This window comes from Bradyrhizobium sp., assembly GCF_028868675.1.
In the GTDB taxonomy this organism is placed as follows: domain Bacteria; phylum Pseudomonadota; class Alphaproteobacteria; order Rhizobiales; family Xanthobacteraceae; genus Bradyrhizobium.
This window is the reverse complement of record NZ_JAGWUA010000038.1, coordinates 1-19,531: the sequence shown is the minus strand read 5'-3', so window position 1 is coordinate 19,531 and position 19,531 is coordinate 1. Positions and strand designations below refer to the sequence as shown.

General features: G+C 67.0%; 14 protein-coding genes and 1 pseudogene. 5 read left to right on the top strand and 10 right to left on the bottom strand.

Features of this window, described 5'->3' with window-relative positions; translation table 11 throughout:
- Positions 1-9: 9 nt before the first annotated feature.
- From KGM94_RS07805 to ltnD, 6 genes and pseudogenes are all read right to left on the bottom strand, one after another.
- A complete protein-coding gene (locus KGM94_RS07805) occupies positions 10-1,209 on the bottom strand; it encodes an efflux RND transporter periplasmic adaptor subunit (RefSeq protein WP_300256573.1) in 1,200 nt (399 codons plus the stop codon).
- The gene (locus tag KGM94_RS07800; protein WP_300256571.1) at positions 1,199-4,378 is read right to left on the bottom strand and encodes an efflux RND transporter permease subunit; all 3,180 of its coding nucleotides are present in this window, start codon (positions 4,376-4,378) and stop codon (positions 1,199-1,201) included. The genes KGM94_RS07805 and KGM94_RS07800 overlap by 11 nt, the downstream gene beginning before the upstream one ends.
- Positions 4,379-4,546: 168 nt before the next feature.
- Positions 4,547-6,643, bottom strand: coding sequence for a methyl-accepting chemotaxis protein (locus KGM94_RS07795; RefSeq protein WP_300256569.1), 2,097 nt, complete (start codon positions 6,641-6,643; stop codon positions 4,547-4,549).
- A gap of 227 nt (positions 6,644-6,870) precedes the next feature.
- On the bottom strand, positions 6,871-8,142 hold the full coding sequence (otnK, locus tag KGM94_RS07790) for a 3-oxo-tetronate kinase (protein ID WP_300256593.1): 1,272 nt from the start codon (positions 8,140-8,142) through the stop codon (positions 6,871-6,873).
- 8 nt (positions 8,143-8,150) lie between these two features.
- Positions 8,151-8,933, bottom strand: coding sequence for a 2-oxo-tetronate isomerase (gene otnI / locus KGM94_RS07785; protein ID WP_300256568.1), 783 nt, complete (start codon positions 8,931-8,933; stop codon positions 8,151-8,153).
- A 12-nt stretch (positions 8,934-8,945) separates the two neighbouring features.
- A pseudogene (gene ltnD, locus KGM94_RS07780) lies at positions 8,946-9,875 on the bottom strand (L-threonate dehydrogenase); the annotation flags it as partial.
- Positions 9,876-9,981: 106 nt separating this feature from the next.
- Here ltnD and KGM94_RS07775 point away from each other — a divergent pair.
- A complete protein-coding gene (locus tag KGM94_RS07775) occupies positions 9,982-10,647 on the top strand; it encodes an aldolase (RefSeq protein ID WP_300256564.1) in 666 nt (221 codons plus the stop codon).
- 7 nt (positions 10,648-10,654) lie between these two features.
- On the opposite strand, the gene KGM94_RS07770 is transcribed toward KGM94_RS07775, so the two are convergent.
- Positions 10,655-11,470: a putative hydro-lyase gene (locus KGM94_RS07770; protein WP_300256563.1), complete on the bottom strand. Its 816-nt coding sequence runs from the start codon at positions 11,468-11,470 to the stop codon at positions 10,655-10,657.
- A 212-nt stretch (positions 11,471-11,682) separates the two neighbouring features.
- Here KGM94_RS07770 and KGM94_RS07765 point away from each other — a divergent pair, with 212 nt between their 5' ends.
- A complete protein-coding gene (locus KGM94_RS07765) occupies positions 11,683-12,933 on the top strand; it encodes a Zn-dependent hydrolase (RefSeq protein WP_300256561.1) in 1,251 nt (416 codons plus the stop codon).
- A gap of 18 nt (positions 12,934-12,951) precedes the next feature.
- Positions 12,952-13,863: an NAD(P)-dependent oxidoreductase gene (locus KGM94_RS07760; protein ID WP_300256559.1), complete on the top strand. Its 912-nt coding sequence runs from the start codon at positions 12,952-12,954 to the stop codon at positions 13,861-13,863.
- 195 nt (positions 13,864-14,058) lie between these two features.
- Here the strand turns inward: KGM94_RS07760 and KGM94_RS07755 are convergent, their stop codons facing one another.
- Positions 14,059-15,132 (bottom strand): tartrate dehydrogenase, encoded by a 1,074-nt coding sequence (locus KGM94_RS07755; RefSeq protein WP_300256558.1) that lies wholly within the window; start codon positions 15,130-15,132, stop codon positions 14,059-14,061.
- Positions 15,133-15,296: 164 nt separating this feature from the next.
- On the opposite strand from KGM94_RS07755, the gene KGM94_RS07750 reads away from it, so the two are divergent.
- Both KGM94_RS07750 and KGM94_RS07745 read left to right on the top strand, forming a co-directional pair.
- A complete protein-coding gene (locus tag KGM94_RS07750) occupies positions 15,297-16,073 on the top strand; it encodes an SDR family oxidoreductase (RefSeq protein WP_300256557.1) in 777 nt (258 codons plus the stop codon).
- A gap of 144 nt (positions 16,074-16,217) precedes the next feature.
- Positions 16,218-17,639 (top strand): amidase family protein, encoded by a 1,422-nt coding sequence (locus KGM94_RS07745; RefSeq protein WP_300256555.1) that lies wholly within the window; start codon positions 16,218-16,220, stop codon positions 17,637-17,639.
- A gap of 178 nt (positions 17,640-17,817) precedes the next feature.
- Here the strand turns inward: KGM94_RS07745 and KGM94_RS07740 are convergent, their stop codons facing one another.
- The gene (locus KGM94_RS07740; protein WP_300256553.1) at positions 17,818-18,933 is read right to left on the bottom strand and encodes an amino acid ABC transporter permease; all 1,116 of its coding nucleotides are present in this window, start codon (positions 18,931-18,933) and stop codon (positions 17,818-17,820) included.
- A gap of 2 nt (positions 18,934-18,935) precedes the next feature.
- Positions 18,936-19,531: ABC transporter permease subunit (locus KGM94_RS07735; protein WP_300256551.1), on the bottom strand; the 596-nt coding region annotated here is incomplete at its 5' end.

Here is a 19,531-nt window from a genome sequence, read left to right as displayed (position 1 = left end):
TCCCGCCCCCTACCCCTTCACGTCCTGCTTTTCCGTCACCTTTTCCGGGTTGCCCTTCGCGGCCCCACCGGTGATGCGGACCCGATCGCCGTCGGCGAGGCCGTCCGGCGGCGCGACGATGACGCGGTCGTTCGCGGTGAGGCCCGAGGATAGCTCGATCTCGCGGCCGAGATCGCGGGCGATGGTCACGGTCTTGAACAGCACCTTGTCGTCCGGCCCGACGGTTGCGACCCGCAGGCCGCTGCGGTTGAAGATCAGCGCGCTCGCGGGGATGTGCAGCGGCGCGTCGTCGCGCTGCAACGTCAGCTTCACGCCGGCATAGCCGCCGGGCATCAATTCGCCGCCGGCGTTGTCCAGACCGAGCTGCATGCGCGTGGTGCCCGAGGAGACGTCGACGGACTGCGAGGAGGCCTCCACCGTCGCCGGGAACGTCCGCGTCGGATATTCCGGTACCGATATCACGGCCTTGGCTCCGATCTTGATCGCCGGGACATAGCTCTGCGGCACGTTGACGTAGACGCGCAGCCTGGTGACGTCGGAGACCACGAACATCGCCGGCCCGCTGCCGCCCCCGGCATTGATCAGTGCGCCGACGTCGGTGTCGCGCGCGGTGACGATGCCGTCGAAGGGGGCCGTGATGTTCTTGTAGCCGGCGAGCGCCTCCAGCCGCTCGACGTTGGCCTGGCCGGCCTTGACCGCCGCCTTCTTGTTGGAGAGGTCGGCGGTGCGCTCGTCGATCTCCTGGGCGGAGACGAAGTTGGAGGCAACCAGCGACTTGCGCCGGGTCAGCGTCGCCTCGGAGAGCTTCGCACTCGCTTCCTGGCTCGCAAGATCGGCGCGCGCCTGCAGCAGCTGCTGGTCGAGGTCCGGCGCCTCGATCTCGGCGATCACCTGCCCGGCCTTGACCCTGGCGCCGATGTCGGCACTCCAGCTCTTCAAATAGCCGGAGACGCGGGCGAAGATCGGCGCGCGCGAATAGGCTTCCAGACGACCCGGCAGGTCGACGGTCGGGTTCATCACCTTGGCGTCGGGATTGACCACGGCAACCGTCGGGATCGCCTGGCGGTCGGTCCATTCGCGCAGCTTCGCAGCGTTGTCCTCGCGCGCGCGGATGCCTGATATCACCACCAGCACCGCGGCGGCGCCCGCCAACAGCCCAACGACGGCAAGCTTCCGGCGCGACACCGGTGCGGCCTGTTCAGTGGGCATGTGACAGCTCCGTTGCTGCGGCGGCCTTGGCGCCTTGCTTCTTGTGGACCATGCTAAAAACCACGGGCACGAACATCAATGTGGCAAAGGTGGCGAATACGAGCCCGCCGACCACGGCACGGCCGAGCGGGGCGTTCTGCTCGCCGCCTTCGCCGAACCCCAGCGCCATCGGCGCCATGCCGATGATCATCGCCAGCGCCGTCATCAGCACCGGACGGAAGCGGACGAAGCCGGCCTCGATCGCGGCCGCCAAAGGATCGCCCGTGACCTCGTAGCGCTCGCGCGCGAAGCTGATGACCAGCACGCTGTTGGCGGTCGCGACCCCCATGCACATGATCGCACCGGTCAGCGCCGGCACCGACAGCGTGGTGTGGGTCGAAAACAGCATCCAGACGATGCCGGCGAGCGCGGCCGGCAGCGCGGTGATGATCACGAACGGGTCCGACCAGGACTGGAAGTTGACCACGATCAGGAGATAGATCAGCACGACCGCGGCGAGCAGGCCGAACAGCAGGCCCGCAAACGCGCTGTTCATGGTCTGCACCTGGCCGAGCAGCACGACGGACGAGCCCTTCGGCACGTCCTGCGCAGTGTCCGCGATGGCGGCGCGGATCTCGGCGGCGACACCGCCGAGATCGCGCCCCTGCGTGGTGGCGAAGATCTGCACCATCGGCTGGATGTCGTATTGCGAGACCACGGCGCTGGAGGTCGAGCGCTTGATGTCGGCGATGCCGCCGAGGATCGGCGGGGTCGAGGTCGCAGCCGCCGTCATCGGCAACGTCTGCAGCGCACTCAGCGAATCCACCTTGAACTGCGGCGTCTGCATCACGATGGAATAGGACACGCCGTTGTCGGGGTTGAGGTAGTAGGTCGGCGCGACCTGAGCGCTGCCGGCGAGATTGACGACCAGGCTGTTGGTGACGTCGCGCTCGGTCAAGCCGACATATTGCGCGCGGGTGCGGTCGACGTCGATGTTGAAGGTCGGGCTGCTCGGCGATTGCTGGATGCGCGCGTCCGCCACGCCGGGAATTCGGCGGATGCGGGCCAGCAGCTTGTTCGCATAGGCGAAGTTGGCCTCCAGATTGGCGCCGCGGATCTGCAGGTCGATCGGCGCCGGCGCGCCGAAATTGAGGATCTGGCTGACGATGTCGGCCGGCAGGAACGCAAACGTCATGCCGGGGAACGCCGCCGGCAACTGCTCGCGCAAGGCCTTCACATACTCGTCGGTCGGGCGATGGCCTTCCCTGAGCTTGATCTGGATGTCGCCGTCCGCCGGGCCGATCACGCCGGTGTTGTTGTAGGTCATGTTGATGCCGGAGATCGGCATGCCGATGTTGTCGGTGAGCGTTTCGATCTCGCCCGGCGGGATCACCTTGCGGATCGCCTTCTGCACCTCGGCGAACTGGTTGGCGCTCTCCTCGACGCGGGTGCCGACCTGGGTGCGGACATGCATCAGGATCGAACCGGAATCGACCGCGGGGAAGAAGTTTCGGCCGAGATACGGCACCAGCAGGAACGACAATCCGATCGCGCCCAGGAAGCCGGCGACGAAGACGGCGCGGTGCGCCAGCGCGAGCGACAGCAGGCCGCGATAGCCGGCGCGCACCCGCTCGAAGCGCGCCTCGAAGCCGCGCTGGAACCAGACAAGAGGATTGCGCGAGGCCGGCGGCCCGCCCTCGCGATCGACATGCGGCTTCAACAGGTATTTCGCCATGGTCGGCACCAGCGTGCGCGACAAGATGAACGACCATATCATGGCGAACATCACCGCTTCCGCCATCGGCACGAACAGGAAGCGCGCCACGCCGGTGAGGAAGAACATCGGCACGAACACGATGCAGATGCAGAGCAGCGAGACGAAGGCCGGCGTCACGATCTGGCGCGCACCGTCCATGATCGCGGGTTCGACGTCCTTGCCGTGCTCGAGGTGCCAGTTGATGTTCTCGATCGTCACGGTGGCGTCGTCGACGAGGATGCCGACCGCGAGCGCGAGGCCGCCGAGCGTCATGATGTTCAGCGTCTCGCCGATCGCCGCCAGCATGACGATGGCACCGAGTACCGACAGCGGGATCGAGACCGCGATGATGACGGTCGAACGCCAGCTGCCGAGGAACAGCAGGATCATGACGCTGGTGAGCAGTGCCGCGGTGATGCCCTCGAAGGCCACGCCCGAAATCGCGCTGCGGACGAACACCGACTGGTCGCCGACGAAGCCGATCCTGAGCGCATCGGGGAGCTGGTCCTTGACGTCGATCACCTTCTGCTTGATGCCGGCGATGATGTCGAGCGTGGAGATGTAGCCCGCCTTCAGCACCATCATCAGCACCGAGCGGTTGCCGTTGACGTGCACGATGTTGGTCTGCGGCGGATTGCCGTCGCGGACGGAGGCGACGTCGCGGACGTAGACCATGGCGCCGTTCACGGCCTTGATCGGGAGGTCGCCGAGCTCCTCCATCTTCAGCGGCGAGTTGTTGAGCTGGATGTTGTATTCGAACTCGCCGATCTTCTGGGTGCCGACCGGCGTGATCAGGTTCTGTGCCGCGAGCGCGTTGGCGACGTCCTGGCCCGACAGCCCGCGGGCCTGCAGCGCGCTCGGGTCGAGGTCGATCTGCACCTGGCGCATCTTGCCGCCGAACGGATAGGGAATGGCGGCGCCCGGCACCGTGACCAGCGGCGTGCGGAGCTGGTTGATGCCGATGTCGGCGAGATTCTGCTCGGTCAGTCCGTCGCCCGACAGCGCCACCTGGATGATCGGCACGGTGGAGGCGCTGTAGTTCAGGATCAGGGGCGGCGTCGCGCCCGGCGGCATCGCCTTGATCAGCGTCTGCGAGATCGCGGTCACCTGCGCGTTGGCGGTGCGGATGTCGACGTTCGGCTGGAAGAAGATCTTGACGATGCCGAAGCCGTTGTAGGAATTGGCGACGATGTGCTCGATGTCGTTGACCGTCGTGGTCAGCGCGCGCTGGAATGGCGTCGTGATGCGGCCGGCCATCTGGTCCGGCGGCAGGCCGGTGTACTGCCAGACCACGCCGATCACGGGAATGCGGATGTCGGGAAAGATGTCGGTCGGAGTCCGCAGCGCGGCGAGCGGCCCGATGATCAGAAGCAGGAGCGCGAGCACGACGAACGTATACGGCCGGCTCAGGGCGATACGGACCAGAGCTATCATTCGCCGGGCATTCCAGATCGGGCCTGAGCACGGAATCCGCCCCCGCGGGGATCCCTTGTTTCCCCTTTACCCGAGCACCCGGAAAAACGCCAACGCAGGCCGGCGCCTGGCCTTCACTTCCGCGCTACCGCACTGCAAAACGATGATCCCGCCATGCCGCACGCGCCGTCAGGCGGCGCGCACCGAGTTGAGGAACCTGTCGACCTCGAGCTTGAGGCGGTTTGAATCGCGCGACAGCATCTGCGCGGCGGAGAGCACCTGGGCGGAGGCCTCGCCGGTCTCCGAGGCGCCGCGCTCGACGTCGCCGACATTGGCGGAGACGCTCTGGGTGCCCTGGGCGGCCTGCTGCACGTTGCGGGCGATCTCCTGGGTCGCCGCGCCCTGCTCCTCGACCGCCGCCGCAATCGCGGACGCGATCTCGGACAATCGGGCGATCGTGCCGCTGATCTCGCGGATCGCGCCGACCGACTCCCGGGTGGCCGACTGGATGCCCGTGATCTGCTGGCCGATCTCCCCGGTCGCTTTCGCGGTCTGCTCCGCGAGCGCCTTCACCTCGGAGGCGACGACCGCAAAGCCGCGGCCGGCCTCGCCCGCCCGCGCCGCCTCGATGGTCGCATTGAGCGCCAGCAGATTGGTCTGTGCTGCAATCGTGTCGATCAGCTCGATGACGTCGCCGATCCGCGCCGCTGCCTGCGAGAGCTCGCCGATGCGATCGTTGGTCCGTCCCGCCTGGTCGACCGCCTCATTGGCGATCCGCGCCGAATCCTGCACCCGGCGGCCGATCTCGTTGACCGAGGACGACAACTCCTCGGTCGCGGAGGCGACCGACTGCACGTTGGTCGAGGCTTCCTCCGACGCCGCGGCGACCGTCACGCACAGCTCCCGGGCGTGCGCCGCAGTCGTGTTCAACGTGCTGGCAGACGCCTCGAGTTCGGTCGAGGCCGAGGAGACGGTATCGACGATCTCGCCGATCGCGGCCTCGAACCGCCCCGCAAGCCCGTGCATGTCGGCCTTGCGCTGCTCGGCGGCGATCCGGTCCTGCCTGATCTTGGCCTCGGCCTCGTCGCGGGCCTTCTGCTCGGCCTTGACCTTGAATCGCTCGACGGCGTGCGCCATCTCGCCGACTTCATCCTTGCGGTCGAGGCCGGGGAGAACGATGGAGAAATTGCCCTCGGCCAGCTCGCCCATGGCGCCGGTCAGCGCGTGCAGCGGACGCAGGATCCGCGAGAACGCGACCCAGAAGCTGAGCGAGGCGAGCGCGATGCTGGCGAGCAGGATGAGGCCGGCGACGACCAGGTTGGTCGTGCTCCTCGCGGCCTGATCGGTCGCTTCCTGATCCGCGGCGGCGCCGATGGCGTCGGCCAGACGCAGGATCGCGTTGATCGCGGTCGTGGCGCTGGCCACGAACTCGCTGCCGCTCATCTTGTAGTCGCCGCTAGCGCCAGCCGCGAGCACGCCGTCGCGGACCGCGCCATAGGTCCGGAAATAGTCCTGCTCGACGCCCGTGACGGCCTCGGCAACCTTGGCCGGAACGTCGCCACGCTCGGCAATCGGCGCGATGGTCGCCCAGGCGAGCTCGACATGGCCGCGGAAGCCGGCAATCCGGCCGATGCCTTCCGAGGTGAGCTTGGCGCGCGAGCTGATGACGCCGCCGACGAAGGCGCGCTCGCGGCCGGCATTTTCGGCCATCTCCGCAGTCAGATGCCGAAGTCCGACCAAGCGCGTCAGAGCCGTCGAGGGCGTATTGGTCAATGTCTCGAGCGTCAGGCGCAATCTGCTGGCGGCGACGTCGATGAGATCGGTGATGGCGGGCACAAATCCGTTGACCACCTCTGCCTCGCGGTCCGCCGCAGGCTTCGTGAGATTTGCGTCCACCCTTCCGCGAAACGCCTCGAACGCCTGGAAGGCGCGCTCGGCGTCGGCGATCCGCTGTCCGGCCGCCTGCATCGCGCTCACGCCGTGCAGGCGCTGGGCAGCTTCCCGAAATGCCTGATCCGGGCCCGAACGCTGCTTGACGATCTCGGCGCGGCGCTCGGGTGGGACGACCTCCGGCGATTTCAGCGCGGTATTGGTCATTCCCCGTTCGATGGCCCATTGTCCGGCGCTGTGCAGCAGCAGCCGCGAAATGCCGTTGAGGTCGACGAAGGCGACTGCCTCCTGCCGGTCACGGTAAGCTTCGAAGGACGTATAGGAGGCGGTGGCGATGCCCATCAGGGCGAGCGCCGAGACGATCAGGGGAAGGACCGTTCCAATTCTCAAATTCACGTTCGCCTCTTTCTCACCGGCACCGATCCCGAAGGAGGAAGATCAAGAGGCTATCCCGGTCTTCGCAATCTGACGTCGTTTCATGTCAAGATTGCCGTCGCTTCGTTGCGCCGTCGGCTCGCATATTTGGCGAATAGTTTAAACGCTCGATGAAGCCGCCCGACCGTACAAATACGGGGATCGACGTCGTCGAGCCCGCGAAGGACGGGCGGCGACGTCGTCTGCGCTCAGCGCATGAGGCCAAGCGCGTCAGCGAAGAACTGCGGTCCGCCGAAATTGCCGGATTTCAACGCAATCAGCATGTCACCTTCGCGGGCGCCGACCGCGCGCAACACCGGCACCCCGGCTGCGATCTCCGCGCCGACGAGGAAGCCGGGAATCTGCAAACGATCGACCACCGCGCCCGACGTCTCGCCGCCGGCGACGATCAGCCGCCGCACACCCGATCGCACAAGCCCCTCGGCGATGTCGGCCATTGCCTGCTCGATGGCGTGGCCGGCAGCCTCGCGGCCGTGCCGCGCCTGCACGGCAGCGACCGCCTCCGGCGTCGCGCTCGAGGCGATCAGCACCGGGCCGTCGGCGAGACGCGGTCCCGCCCAGTCCAGCGCGCGCTTCGCCTCGTCCTTGCCGGTGACGATACGCTCGGGATCGAGATGCAGCACCGGCATGATCTTTTCCGCGTTCGCAATCTGCTGCAGCGTCGCCTGCGAGCAGCTTCCGGCGAGACACGCCGCAGGACCGCCGACCGGCGCACCGGCGTCGGCGGCATTCGGCCTGGTCTCGCGCGCAGCGACCTGCGCGCGTGCGAGGCCAAGGCCGATGCCGGAGGCGCCGACCGAAAGCCGGTGTGCGGCGGCAACCCGGCCGATGGTCTCGAGATCGGAATCGAACACGGCATCGACGATCGCCGCGCCAATGCCCTTGGCCGCGAGATCGGCGAGCCGCGCGCGCACCGCGTCCGCGCCGCGCGCCACGGCGGCGAGATCGACGAGGCCGACCTGCGTCTTGCTCTGGTGCGCCAGCACGCGCACCAGGTTCGAATCATGCATCGGGTTGAGCGGATGGTCCTTGAGCGGGCTCTCGTTGAGCGGCACCGAGCCGACGAACAGGTTGCCCTGGTAGACGGTGCGTCCCGTTTCGGGAAAGGCGGGCGTCACCAGCACGACCGCCTCGCCGCAATCGGCGCGCAGCGCGTCCATCACCGGACCGATATTGCCTGCATCGGTGGAATCGAAGGTCGAGCAGATCTTGAACAGCACGTGCGAGGCGCCGCGGCCGCGCAGCCATTTTTCGGCGGCGCGCGAGCGCGTCACCGCAAGCCCCGCCTCGATCGATCGGCTCTTCAAGGAAACGACGACGGCATCGACCTCGGGCAGCGCCAGGTCGTCCGCGGGCACACCGATGGTCTGCACCGTGCGCAGGCCCGCTCGCGTCAGCGTGTTGGCGAGATCGGAGGCGCCGGTATAGTCGTCGGCGATGCAGCCAAGAGACAGCTCCACTGACGGCGTCACGGCTTTACTCCGGCATAGGGCTTGAACCAGCCGAGGCCGTCCTCGGTCCTGCCACGCGGATTGTATTCGCAGCCGACGAAGCCGGAATAGCCGAGCCGGTCGAGCTCAGTGAACAGGAAGGGATAGTTGAGCTCCTCGCCGTCGGGCTCGTTGCGCGAAGGGATGCTGGCGATCTGGATGTGGCCGATGATCGGCATCATCTCGCGCAGCCGCATCGTGACGTCGCCATGGATGATCTGGCAGTGATAGACGTCGAACTGCAGCTTCAAATTCGCGATCTTCAGCTCGTCGATGAGATCGCGCGCGAAGAGAAAGTCGTTGAGGAAGTAGCCGGGCACGTTGCGCGGATTGATCGGCTCGATCACGACGTCGAGGCCGTGCGGCGCGAAGAACTCCGCCGCCCACGCGACCGACTTGTAGAACGCCTCGACCGCGAGACGATCGCTGCGGTCGGCGATCCCGGCCATGAGATGCAGGCGCTTGACGCCGGTCGCCTTGGCGTAAGGAAGCGCGGTGTGCAGGCTCTGCTCGAGATCGGCGAAGCGGTCGGGCAGCGCCGCGAACCCCTTCTCGCCGGCGTTCCAGTCGCCGGGCGGCAGGTTGAACAGCGCCTGCATCAGGCCGTTGCGCTTCAGCCGCGCGCCGACCTCCTCGGCCGGGTGCTCGTAGGGAAACAGGAACTCGACCGCGGTGAAGCCGGCCTTGGCCGCGGCGTCGAACCGGTCGAGGAACGGCACCTCGGTGAACATCATCGAGAGATTGGCGGCAAAACGCGGCATGCGGACGTCCCCTCAGTTCTCGCCGGGCAGCTTCGTTCCGGTGACGCGCGCATACACGCGCGCGACCGACGCGTCGTCGTCGCGGCCCATGCCGGCTCCGGCCGTCATCAGGAACATCTGCAGCGCGGCGGCGGCGACCGGCACCGGGAACCTTGCGGTCCGCGCCATGTCCTGGATGATGCCGAGGTCCTTGACGAAGATCTCGACCGCGCTACGCGGCGTGTAGTCGCCGTCGAGCACGTGCGGCATGCGGTTCTCGAACATCCAGGAATTGCCAGCCGAGGCCGTGATCACCTCGTAGACCTTGCGGATGTCGAGGCCCTGCTTGGCGGCAAAGGCGATCGCCTCGGACGCCGCGGCGATGTGGACGCCCGCGAGCAGCTGGTTGATCATCTTGAACGCGGCGCCCTGGCCCGCCGCATCGCCGAGCTCGTAGAGCTTTGCGGCCATCGCGTCGAGCGCGGGACGCGCTCGCGTGAAGGCCGCGGGACTGCCGGAGGCGAGAATCGTCAGTTCGCCCTGCGCCGCACGCTGCGCGCCGCCGGAGATCGGCGCGTCCAGATAGTGCCGGCCGGTCGCCTCCAGTCGTTTTGCGAGCCGCCGCGCGACGTCGGGATCCATGGTGGCGGAGGACACGAAGACGCTGCCCGCGGGCATGGTCTCGGCGGCGCCATCCTTGCCGAACAGGATGATCTCGGTCTGCACGGCGTTGACGACGACGCTGACGACGATGTCGGCGCTCTTCGCCGCTTCCGCCGGCGTTCCGGCGCCCGCGCCGCCGTCCTTGACGAAGCGCGCGACCGCGTCCGCCGAGACGTCGCAGCCCGTCACGGCAAATCCCCTGCGCTTCAGCGAGGTCGCCATGCCGAATCCCATCGAGCCGAGCCCGACGACGGCGATACGCTGCTGTTGCGAGTTGGACATGCGGCTATTTCCCCTGGAAGCGTTCCCTCGCGCCGCCTCTCGTGGAGCGGCGCGCCGAACCGCATATCACGGCTTGGCCGCGCTGCCAAAGCATGAGACAACGAGGCAGGACGGGCATGCTTCCATGAGCAGCGAGACACGGCTTCGCGAGGACATCTGCCGCTTCGGACGCTCGCTGTTCGAGCGCGGGCTGACGCCGGGCTCCTCCGGCAATATCAGCGTCAGGCTCGACGACGGCGGGTGGCTGGTGACGCCGACCAATGCCTCGCTCGGCTTCCTCGATCCGTCACGGCTGTCACGGCTGAATGGGCGGGGAAAGCTGCTCTCCGGCGACGCCCCGACCAAGGAGGTGCCGCTGCACACCGCGCTCTACGAGACGCGGGAGGCGGCGCGCGCCGTCGTGCACCTGCACTCCACCCATTCGGTCGCCCTCTCCATGCTGCCGGAAATCGACCCGCGCGCCGCGCTGCCACCGATGACGGCCTACTATCTGATGAAATGCGCGCCGACCGCGCTCGTGCCCTACTTTCGCCCCGGCGACCCCGCCGTCGCCGACGCGATCAAGGGACTCGCCGGCCGATATTCATCGGTGTTGCTCGCCAATCACGGCCCGGTGGTCGCGGGCGACACGCTCGAGGCCGCGGTCTTCGCGACCGAAGAGCTGGAAGAGACGGCAAAGCTCTACCTGCTGCTGCGCGGGATGAACCCGCGCTATCTCACGCCCGAGCAGGTCGCGGACCTCGTGAAGGCGTTCGGGCTGACGCCGCCGGAGCATGGCGGGCATCGCTAGCGGCCCGCTAAATCACCGCCATGCTTCTGTTCTTCAGGTCCGTCACCAGCATCAGGCCGGGTGAATGCGTGATCGCGAACGGCAGCTTCGCAGCGTTGATGACCGATTGTGGCGTGACGCCGCAGGCCCAGAACACCGGGATCTCGTCGTCCGCGACCGGCACGGGATCGCCGTAGTCGGGCTTCGCGATATCCTTGATGCCGATCAGGTTCGGATGGCCGAGATGGACCGGCGCGCCGTGCACCGCCGGATAGCGCGAGGTGATCTGCACCGCGCGGATCGCGTCCGCCGGCTCGAACGGGCGCATCGACACCACCATGGGTCCGGCGAACGGTCCCGCCGGGCTGCAGGCGATGTTGGTGCGGTACATCGGCACGCGCACGTTGCACTCGATGTGGCGGATCGGCATGCCCTCGTCGAGCAGCGCCTCCTCGAACGAGAACGAGCAGCCGAGCACGAAGGTGACGAGGTCGTCGCGCCAATGCTTCATGACGTCGGTCGGCTCGTCCACCACCTCGCCGTCGCGCCAGACCCGGTAGCGCGGCACATCGGTGCGGATGTCGAGATCGGCGCCGAGCGCCGGGATACGCGGATTGCCGACGTCGGACATGCCGATGATCGGGCACGGTTTTGGATTGAGCTGGCAGAAGCGGTGAAAGTCGCCGGCGTACTTTGCGGGGATGATGGCGAGGTTGCCCTGCACGAAGCCGGGTGCGACGCCGGCCGTGGACGAGGCCATGCCGTTGCGGCAGGCCAGACGGGCCTGAAGGCTGGGGAGTATCCCGGTTGTTCCAGCTTGCTGCGCTGCCACCAAAACGGTCATGTGATCGCATTGCCTCCGGTCTCGACGGGACCAGCCAACACCAGACAAGCCATAAAGTCCATTCCCCATCGTCAACTGCGCGACGATCGCGCATTGCAGGCTCGCGGTTGACGCCGCCGTGGCGGCGCGTCATTGAACGGAGGCCAAGAATTGACGTCATTCCGCACCTCTCGAAGCGAGAACCCGGAAGGACAGCCGAGTGGGATGAACGCATGAGCCGAGCCGCCACCAACCTGCAGATCGATTCCGCCCGCCTCTGGGGCTCCATCCATGAGACCGCGAAATTCGGCGCGACGCCGAAGGGCGGCGTGCGGCGGCTGACGCTGAGCAGCGAGGACAAGCAGGTGCGCGACTGGTTCCGCCGGGCTTGCGAGGGCGCCGGCCTCGAAGTGCATGTCGACACGCTCGGCTCGATGTTCGGATTGCGCCGGGGACGTGACATGTCGAAGCCGCCGGTCGGCATCGGCTCGCATCTCGACACCCAGCCAACCGGCGGCAAGTATGACGGCATTTTGGGCACGCTCGGCGCGCTGGAGGTGATCCGCACGCTGAACGACGCCGGCATCGAGACCGAGGCGCCGATCTGCGTCGTCAACTGGACCAACGAGGAAGGCTCGCGCTTCGCGCCGGCCATGATGGCGTCTGCCGCCTATGTCGGCGATTTCACCACCGACGATATCCTGTCGCGCAAGGACGCGGACGGCACGACGGTCGGACAGGCGCTCGATACCATCGGCTATCGCGGCGACAGGCCGGTCGGCTTCCAGAAACTCGGCTGCTTCGTCGAGCTGCACATCGAGCAGGGACCGATCCTGGAAGCCGAGGAGAAGACCATCGGCGTGGTTGATTCCGGCCAGGGCGTGCTGTGGTACGACGGCCATATCACCGGCTTCGAGAGCCACGCCGGCTCGACCCCGATGCCGCTACGCCGCGACGCGCTGGCAACGCTGTCGGAGATCGTGCTCGCGATGGAGGCGATCGCGAAGAAGCACGGGCCGAAGGCGGTCGGCACCGTCGGCGAGGCCGTGATCGCAAATCCCTCCCGCAACGTCATCCCCGGCGAAATCGCCTTCACGGTCGACACCCGCAGCGCGGACGACGCCATCCTGGATGCGCTGGATCGCGACCTCCGTGCGGCCATCGCCGAGATCGCCGCGCGGCGCAAGGTCGAGGTGAAGCTCGACCTGGTCTGGCGCAAGCCGCCGACGCATTTCGATCCGAAGCTGATCGCGGCGGTGGAGAACGCGGCGCGGATGCTCGGCTATTCCAACCGCCGAATCACCTCCGGCGCCGGGCACGACGCCTGCAACCTCAACACCGTGATGCCGGCGGCGATGGTGTTCGTGCCCTGCAAGGACGGCATCAGCCACAACGAGCTGGAGGATGCGACCCAGACCGACTGCGCCGCCGGCACCAACGTGCTGATGCACACCGTGCTGGCGCTGGCCGGCATCGCGTCCTGATCGTCCCGGAGAATCGTCATGCGCGGAGTCTTCGCCGACGCCAACGAGGCCCTTGCCGTCATCATGGAGCGGCTGGAGAAGCCGGGCGATCCCAGGGTGCGGATCCATCGTGACCCCGACATCAAGCCAGAGCAGTACCCGGCCGTGCTCGACGGCGCCGAGATCGCGATCGTCGACCACACCGCGCTGCCGACCGCGGTCGCGAAGAAATGCACGGGGCTGAAGCACGTGGTGTTCCTCGGCACCGGTGCGCGCAGCTACATGAACCCGGAGGAACTGGCCGAGCTCGGCATCTCCGTGCACCTGATCAAGGGCTATGGCGACACCGCGGTGGCGGAAGCCGCGATCGCGCTGATGTGGTCGTCGGCGCGCGTGATCGCGCAGATGGACCGCGAGATGCGCGCCGGCAACTGGCTGCGTGAGGACGGCATGCAGCTCACCGGCAAGACGCTCGGCCTGATCGGCTTCGGCGGCATCGCCGCGGAGGTCGCGCGCATCGCCTCGGGCAGCGGTATGAAGGTGATCGCCTGGAACCGTTCGCCGAAGCAGCATCCAGGCGTGCAATTCGTCGACCTCGACACTCTGCTTGCAAAGAGCGACGTGGTGTCGATTCATCTGCTGCTCAACGACGAGACCCGCGGCATGATCACCGGCGAGAAGATCGCGAGGATGAAGCCGGGCGTCATCCTCATCAACACCGCCCGCGGCGCCATCGTCGACGAGGCCGCGATGATCGACGCGCTGAAATCGGGCCACATCCGCCACGCCGGCCTCGACGTCTTCAACATCGAGCCGCTGCCGAGGGATCACGAGCTGACGAAATTGCCGAACGTCACGCTGTCCGCGCATTCCGCCTTCCGCACCCCCGAGGCGAGCGAGAATTTGATCGAGGCGGCATGGCAGCACTGCAGACGGATTGCGGCGGGATGACGTTCTCTGTCGTCCCGGACAAGCGAGCGGAGCGAGCGCCGATCCGGGACCCATACCCACAGGGTGTAGTTTGGCGAAGATTCGTGGTTGCAAGCTCACACCACAACTGCGCCTTGGGGTTATGGGTCCCCGCCTTCGCGGGGACGACACCAGGGAGCTTTGCGCCAGCGCAGCTCTAATCCACCGTCTCCGCGGCTAATCCACCATCTCCGCGACCGCCTTGCCGCAGGCGGTGGTGTCGGCGTTGCCGCCGAGATCCCTTGTGCGCAGCGTGCGTTCGCCGAGCGTGCGCTCGATCGCATCGACGATCGATCGGCCCGCTTCCTTCTCGCCGAGATGCTCGAGCATCATCGCGCCCGACCAGATCATGCCGATCGGGTTGGCGATGCCCTGCCCCGCGATATCGGGCGCAGAGCCATGCACCGGCTCGAACACCGAGGGGAAATTGCGCTCGGGGTTGATGTTGCCCGACGGCGCAATGCCGATGGTGCCGGTACAGGCCGGGCCGAGATCGGACAGGATGTCGCCGAACAGGTTCGAGCCGACCACGACGTCGAACCAGTCCGGATGCAGCACGAAGTTCGCGGTCAGGATGTCGATGTGGTACTTGTCCCACTTCACGCCCGGATACGTCTTCGCCATCGCCTCCACGCGCTCGTCCCAATAGGGCATGGTGATGGAGATGCCGTTCGACTTCGTCGCCGAGGTCAGGTGCTTCTTCGGCCGCGACTGCGCGAGCTCGAAGGCGAACTTCAGGATGCGGTCGACGCCGATCCGCGTCATCACCGTCTGCTGGGTGACGAACTCGCGATCGGTGTCCGGGAACATGCGCCCGCCGACGGATGAATATTCGCCCTCGGTGTTCTCGCGCACCACCCAGAAATCGATGTCGCCGGGCTTGCGGTTCGCCAGCGGCGACGGCACGCCCGGCATCAGCCGCACCGGGCGCAGGTTCACGTACTGGTCGAACTCGCGGCGGAACTTGATCAGCGAGCCCCACAGCGAGACGTGATCCGGAATCTTCGCCGGCCAGCCGACCGCGCCGAAATAGATCGCGTCGTGCCTGCCGATCTTCTCCTTCCAGTCGTCCGGCATCATCTGGCCGTGCTTCTCGTAATAGTCCCAGGACGAGAAGTCGAAATGGTCGAAATGCACGGCGACCCCGTGCTTCTTCGCCGCCGCCTCCAGCACGCGCAGGCCCTCCGGCATCACTTCCTTGCCGATGCCGTCGCCGGGAATGACCGCGATCCGGTATTGCTTCTTGCTCATCGAGAAATTCCTGCTTGTCAGAGCGGTCCGGCCGTGAGGCCTGCCGCATCGCCCTGCAATGAACCAAACCGGCCGGCTGTGCAACGCTGCACTGCAATGTTGACCGAGGCGGTGTTCGCCGCCTACTGATCTCATCCTGCCTGTCCGACCAGCGAGACATTTCGATGGATCTGCATCTGCGCGGCAAGCGCGTGCTCGTTACCGGCGCCTCCAAGGGCATTGGCGCCGCCGCCGCCGAGGTCTTTGCCGAGGAAGGCTGCGATCTCCTGCTGGCGGCCCGCGGCGGCGATCAGCTCAAGGCGCTGGCCGAACGGCTGCGCTCCGCGCACCAGATCGACGCCGCCGCCTGCGTGGTCGACCTGCGCAAGAGCGAGGATGTCGCAAGGCTCGCGAAGGAGGCGGCCGACATCGACATCCTCGTCAACAATGCCGGCGACATCCCCGGCGGTTCCATCGACAGGATCGACGAGGCGGCCTGGCGCCACGCCTGGGACTTGAAGGTGTTCGGCTATGTCAACCTGACGCGCGCGGTCTATGCGCAGATGAAAGCGCGCGGCGGTGGCGTGATCGTCAACGACATCGGCGCAGCCGGCGAAAAGTTCGACGCCAACTATATCTGCGGCAGTGCCGGCAACGCGGCGCTGATGGCCTTCACCCGCGCGCTGGGCTCGAAGAGCCTCGCCGACAACATCCGCGTGGTCGGCATCAATCCGGGTCCGGTCGGCACCGACCGCCACGTCACCCTGCTCAAGACCCGCGCCAAGAACCAGTTCGGTGACGAAAACCGCTACAGGGAATTCCAGAAGGGCCTGCCGCTCGGCCGTCCCGCGCATGCCCGCGAGATCGGCGATCTCATGGCGTTCCTCGCCTCGGACCGCTCGGGCTACACCTCGGGTGTGATCTTCACCGTCGACGGCGGCATCAGCGCGGGGTGGGGATAGTTCGCTCGACGCGCAGCTCATGCTCGGTCATTGTGAGGAGCGAAGCGACGAAGCAATCCATGCTCTCAGCTGTGGAAGCGTTTCTGGATTGCTTCGCTTCGCTCGCAATGACGAGACCAAGAACGAACATAGGGAGCATCACACTTGTCCAACCAGGACCTGATCCGGCAAACCGCCTGCACCGTCGTCGACAAGCTCAGATCCGGCGAAGTGACCCCGCTCGATCTGCTCGACGTGCTGGAGACGCGCATCAAGGAGGTCGACGGCAAGGTGAACGCGCTGCCGACGCTGTGCTTCGACCGCGCGCGCAGGAACGCCAGGGCGCTGATGGGCAAGCCCGTGGCCGAGCGCGGCCTGCTCGCCGGCATGCCGATGCCGATCAAGGACCTGACCGACGTCGAGGGCGTGCTCAACACGCAGGGCTCGCCGATCTTCAAGGACAATGTCTCGAAAAAGTCCGACATCCTGGTCGAGCAGCTCGAGCGCAACGGCGCCGTGGTCTATGCCAAGTCGAACACGCCGGAGTTCGGCGCCGGCGCCAACACCTTCAACGAGGTGTTCGGCGCAACCCTCAATCCCTGGAACACCTCGCGCTCCGCGGCCGGCTCGTCCGGCGGCGCGGCGGCCGCGCTCGCGTCCGGCATGGCCTGGCTCGCGCACGGCTCCGACATGGGCGGCTCGCTGCGCAATCCCGCGAGCTTCTGCGGCATCGTCGGCCTGCGGCCGAGCATCGGCCGCGTCGCCCACAGCCCGGCGGTGGCCATCGACCGCAATCTCGGCCAGCAGGGACCGATGGCGCGCAACGTCGAGGACGTCGCGCTGCTGCTCGACGCCATGAGCGGCGAACATCCCGCCGATCCGCTCTCGCTGCCCTCGCCGCCCGTCTCCTTCCTGTCGGCGGTGCGTGCGGGCAGCAAGCCGAAGCGTGTCGCCTATTCGCCCGATCTCGGTATCACCCCCGTCGATCCCGAGGTCAGGGCCGTGACGCGCAAGGCCGCCGAGCGCTTCGCGGAGGACGGCGTGATCGTGGAGGAGGCGCATCCGGATCTGCGCGAGGCGCACGAATGCTTCCACGTGCTGCGCGCGCTCGATTTCGCCATGAGCAAGGCCGAGCTGCTCCGCACCAAACGCGAGCTGCTCAAGCCCGAGGTGATCTGGAACATCGAGGAAGGGCTGAAGCTCACCGTCGACCAGATCGCGCGCGCCGAGGCGCAGCGGGTGGCGATGACCGCCCGCACCGTCGAGTTCTTCAGGACCTACGATCTCCTGCTCGCGCCTGCGACCATCGTGCCGCCGTTCCCGATCGAGCACCGCTACGTCGCCGAGTGCGACGGCAAGACCTTCGAAAACTACGTGCTGTGGCTCGGCATCGTCTACGCGATCACGCTGGTGTGCTGCCCGGCGCTGTCCTTGCCGTGCGGCTTCACGGCGAACGGCCTGCCGGTCGGCCTGCAGATGATCGCCGCTCCGCGCGGCGACGCGCAATTGCTCGCGGGCGCCAAAGTGCTGGAGGACATTCTGGGCGTGCGCGGCACGACGCCGATCGACCCGCGGGTGAAGAAGTAGAGAGAAGGTACGCGCCGCTCGCTCGACGCGCCCCCTCGCCCCGTTCTTACGGGAAGAGGGTTGGGGTGAGGGGCTGCTTCCACAGGTTCGATGCGAGTTGAACTCGCTGAGGCTCCCCCTCACCCGCCACGCTTCGCGTGTCGGCGTCTCCCCGCAAGCGGGGAGAGGCGAAGGATCGTCACCTCGCGCGGGTCGCCTCCAGGCTGCGGCTGTAGCGCGACATCGCGAAGCAGAAGACGAAATAGATCGCGGCCACGAAGATGTAGACCTCGACCGAAAACTGCTGCCAGGCCGGATCGATGATCGCGGTCTTGGCGGTGGTGAGCAGGTCGAAGATGCCGATGATGAGGACGAGGCTGGTGTCCTTGAAGAAGGCGATGAAGGTGTTGACCAGCGGCGGGATGACGTGGCGGATGGCCTGCGGCAGGACGATCAGGCGCTGCTTGCGCCAGTAGGACAGGCCGAGCGCGTCGGCGGCCTCGTATTGCCCGCGCGGCACCGCCTGCAGTCCGCCGCGGATCACCTCGGCGAGATAGGCGCCGGCGAACAGCACGATCGCGATCTGCGCGCGCAAGAGCTTGTCGATGTTGAAGCCGCTCGGCATGAACAGCGGAAACATCACGCTCGCCATGAACAGCAGGCTGACCAGCGGCACGCCGCGGATCAATTCGACATAGAGCACGCAGAGCGATCGGATCGCCGGCAGCTTGGACCGCCGCCCCAGCGCGACCAGGATGCCGAGCGGGAAGCCGAACGCGAGGCCGAACGTCGCCAGGATCAGCGTCACCGGCAAGCCGCCCCAGCGGTCCTGCTCGACGAAGGGAAGCCCGAGCACGCCGCCCCACATCAGGATGCTGATCAGCGCGAGTGCTGCGATCCAGACATAGACCAGTTCGCGCCGCCACCAGGCGCGGCGGGTCGAGACGTAGAACAGCGCGATGAAGATCAGGATCGCGAGCGCTGGCCGCCATTGCTGGTCGAACGGATAGGTGCCGAACAGGATGAAGCGGTATTTCTCGGGGATCACGGCCCAGCAGGCGCCGAGCCCGCGTGCCGCGCGGCAGGCGGCGGAATCGTTGGCGGGCGTGAGCCAGACCGCGTTGGCGACGCCCCACTGCACGAAGGAGACCACGCCCTTCGCCAGCACGGCCAGCAGCACGACCGAGAGGATGCCGTTCGGGATCGACGAGAACAGGTTCTCGCGCAGCCAGCGCAGCACCGGGTTGGACGGCCCCCTGCCCGATCGCGCACGCGGCGCGCGCGGAAGCTCCGGCATGTCTGTCACCGCGGTCATGCTCAGCGCTCCACCAGCGCGATGCGCGCGTTGAACCAGTTCATGAACAGGCTGATGCTCAGGCTGATGGTGAGGAACACCGCCATGATCAGCGCGATCGCCTCGATCGCCTGGCCGGTCTGGTTGAGCGTGGTGTTGGCGATCGAGACCACGTCCTGGTAGCCGATCGCGACCGCCAGCGAGGAGTTCTTGGTCAGGTTGAGATACTGGCTGGTCATCGGTGGCACGATCACGCGCAGCGCCTGCGGCAGGATGATCTGCCGCAGCAGGAAGCTGCGGCGCAGGCCGAGCGCGTTGGCGGCGTCCCATTGTCCCCGCGGAACGGACTGAATGCCGCTGCGCACGATCTCGGCGATGAAGGCCGAGGTATAGGTCACGAGCGCGATCAGCAGCGCAAAATATTCCGGCGCCAGCGTCAGGCCGCCGACGAAGTTGAAGCCGCGCAGTTCCGGCCAGGCGATGGTCCAGGACACGCCCGTCAGCCACGACACCAGTGCCGGCGCCGCGGCGATCAGAACGAGCGCATAGGGCCAGGCCGGACGCGGCCGGCCGTCGCGCATCTGCTGCGCGATCAGATGGCGGCGCAGCAGAACGAACA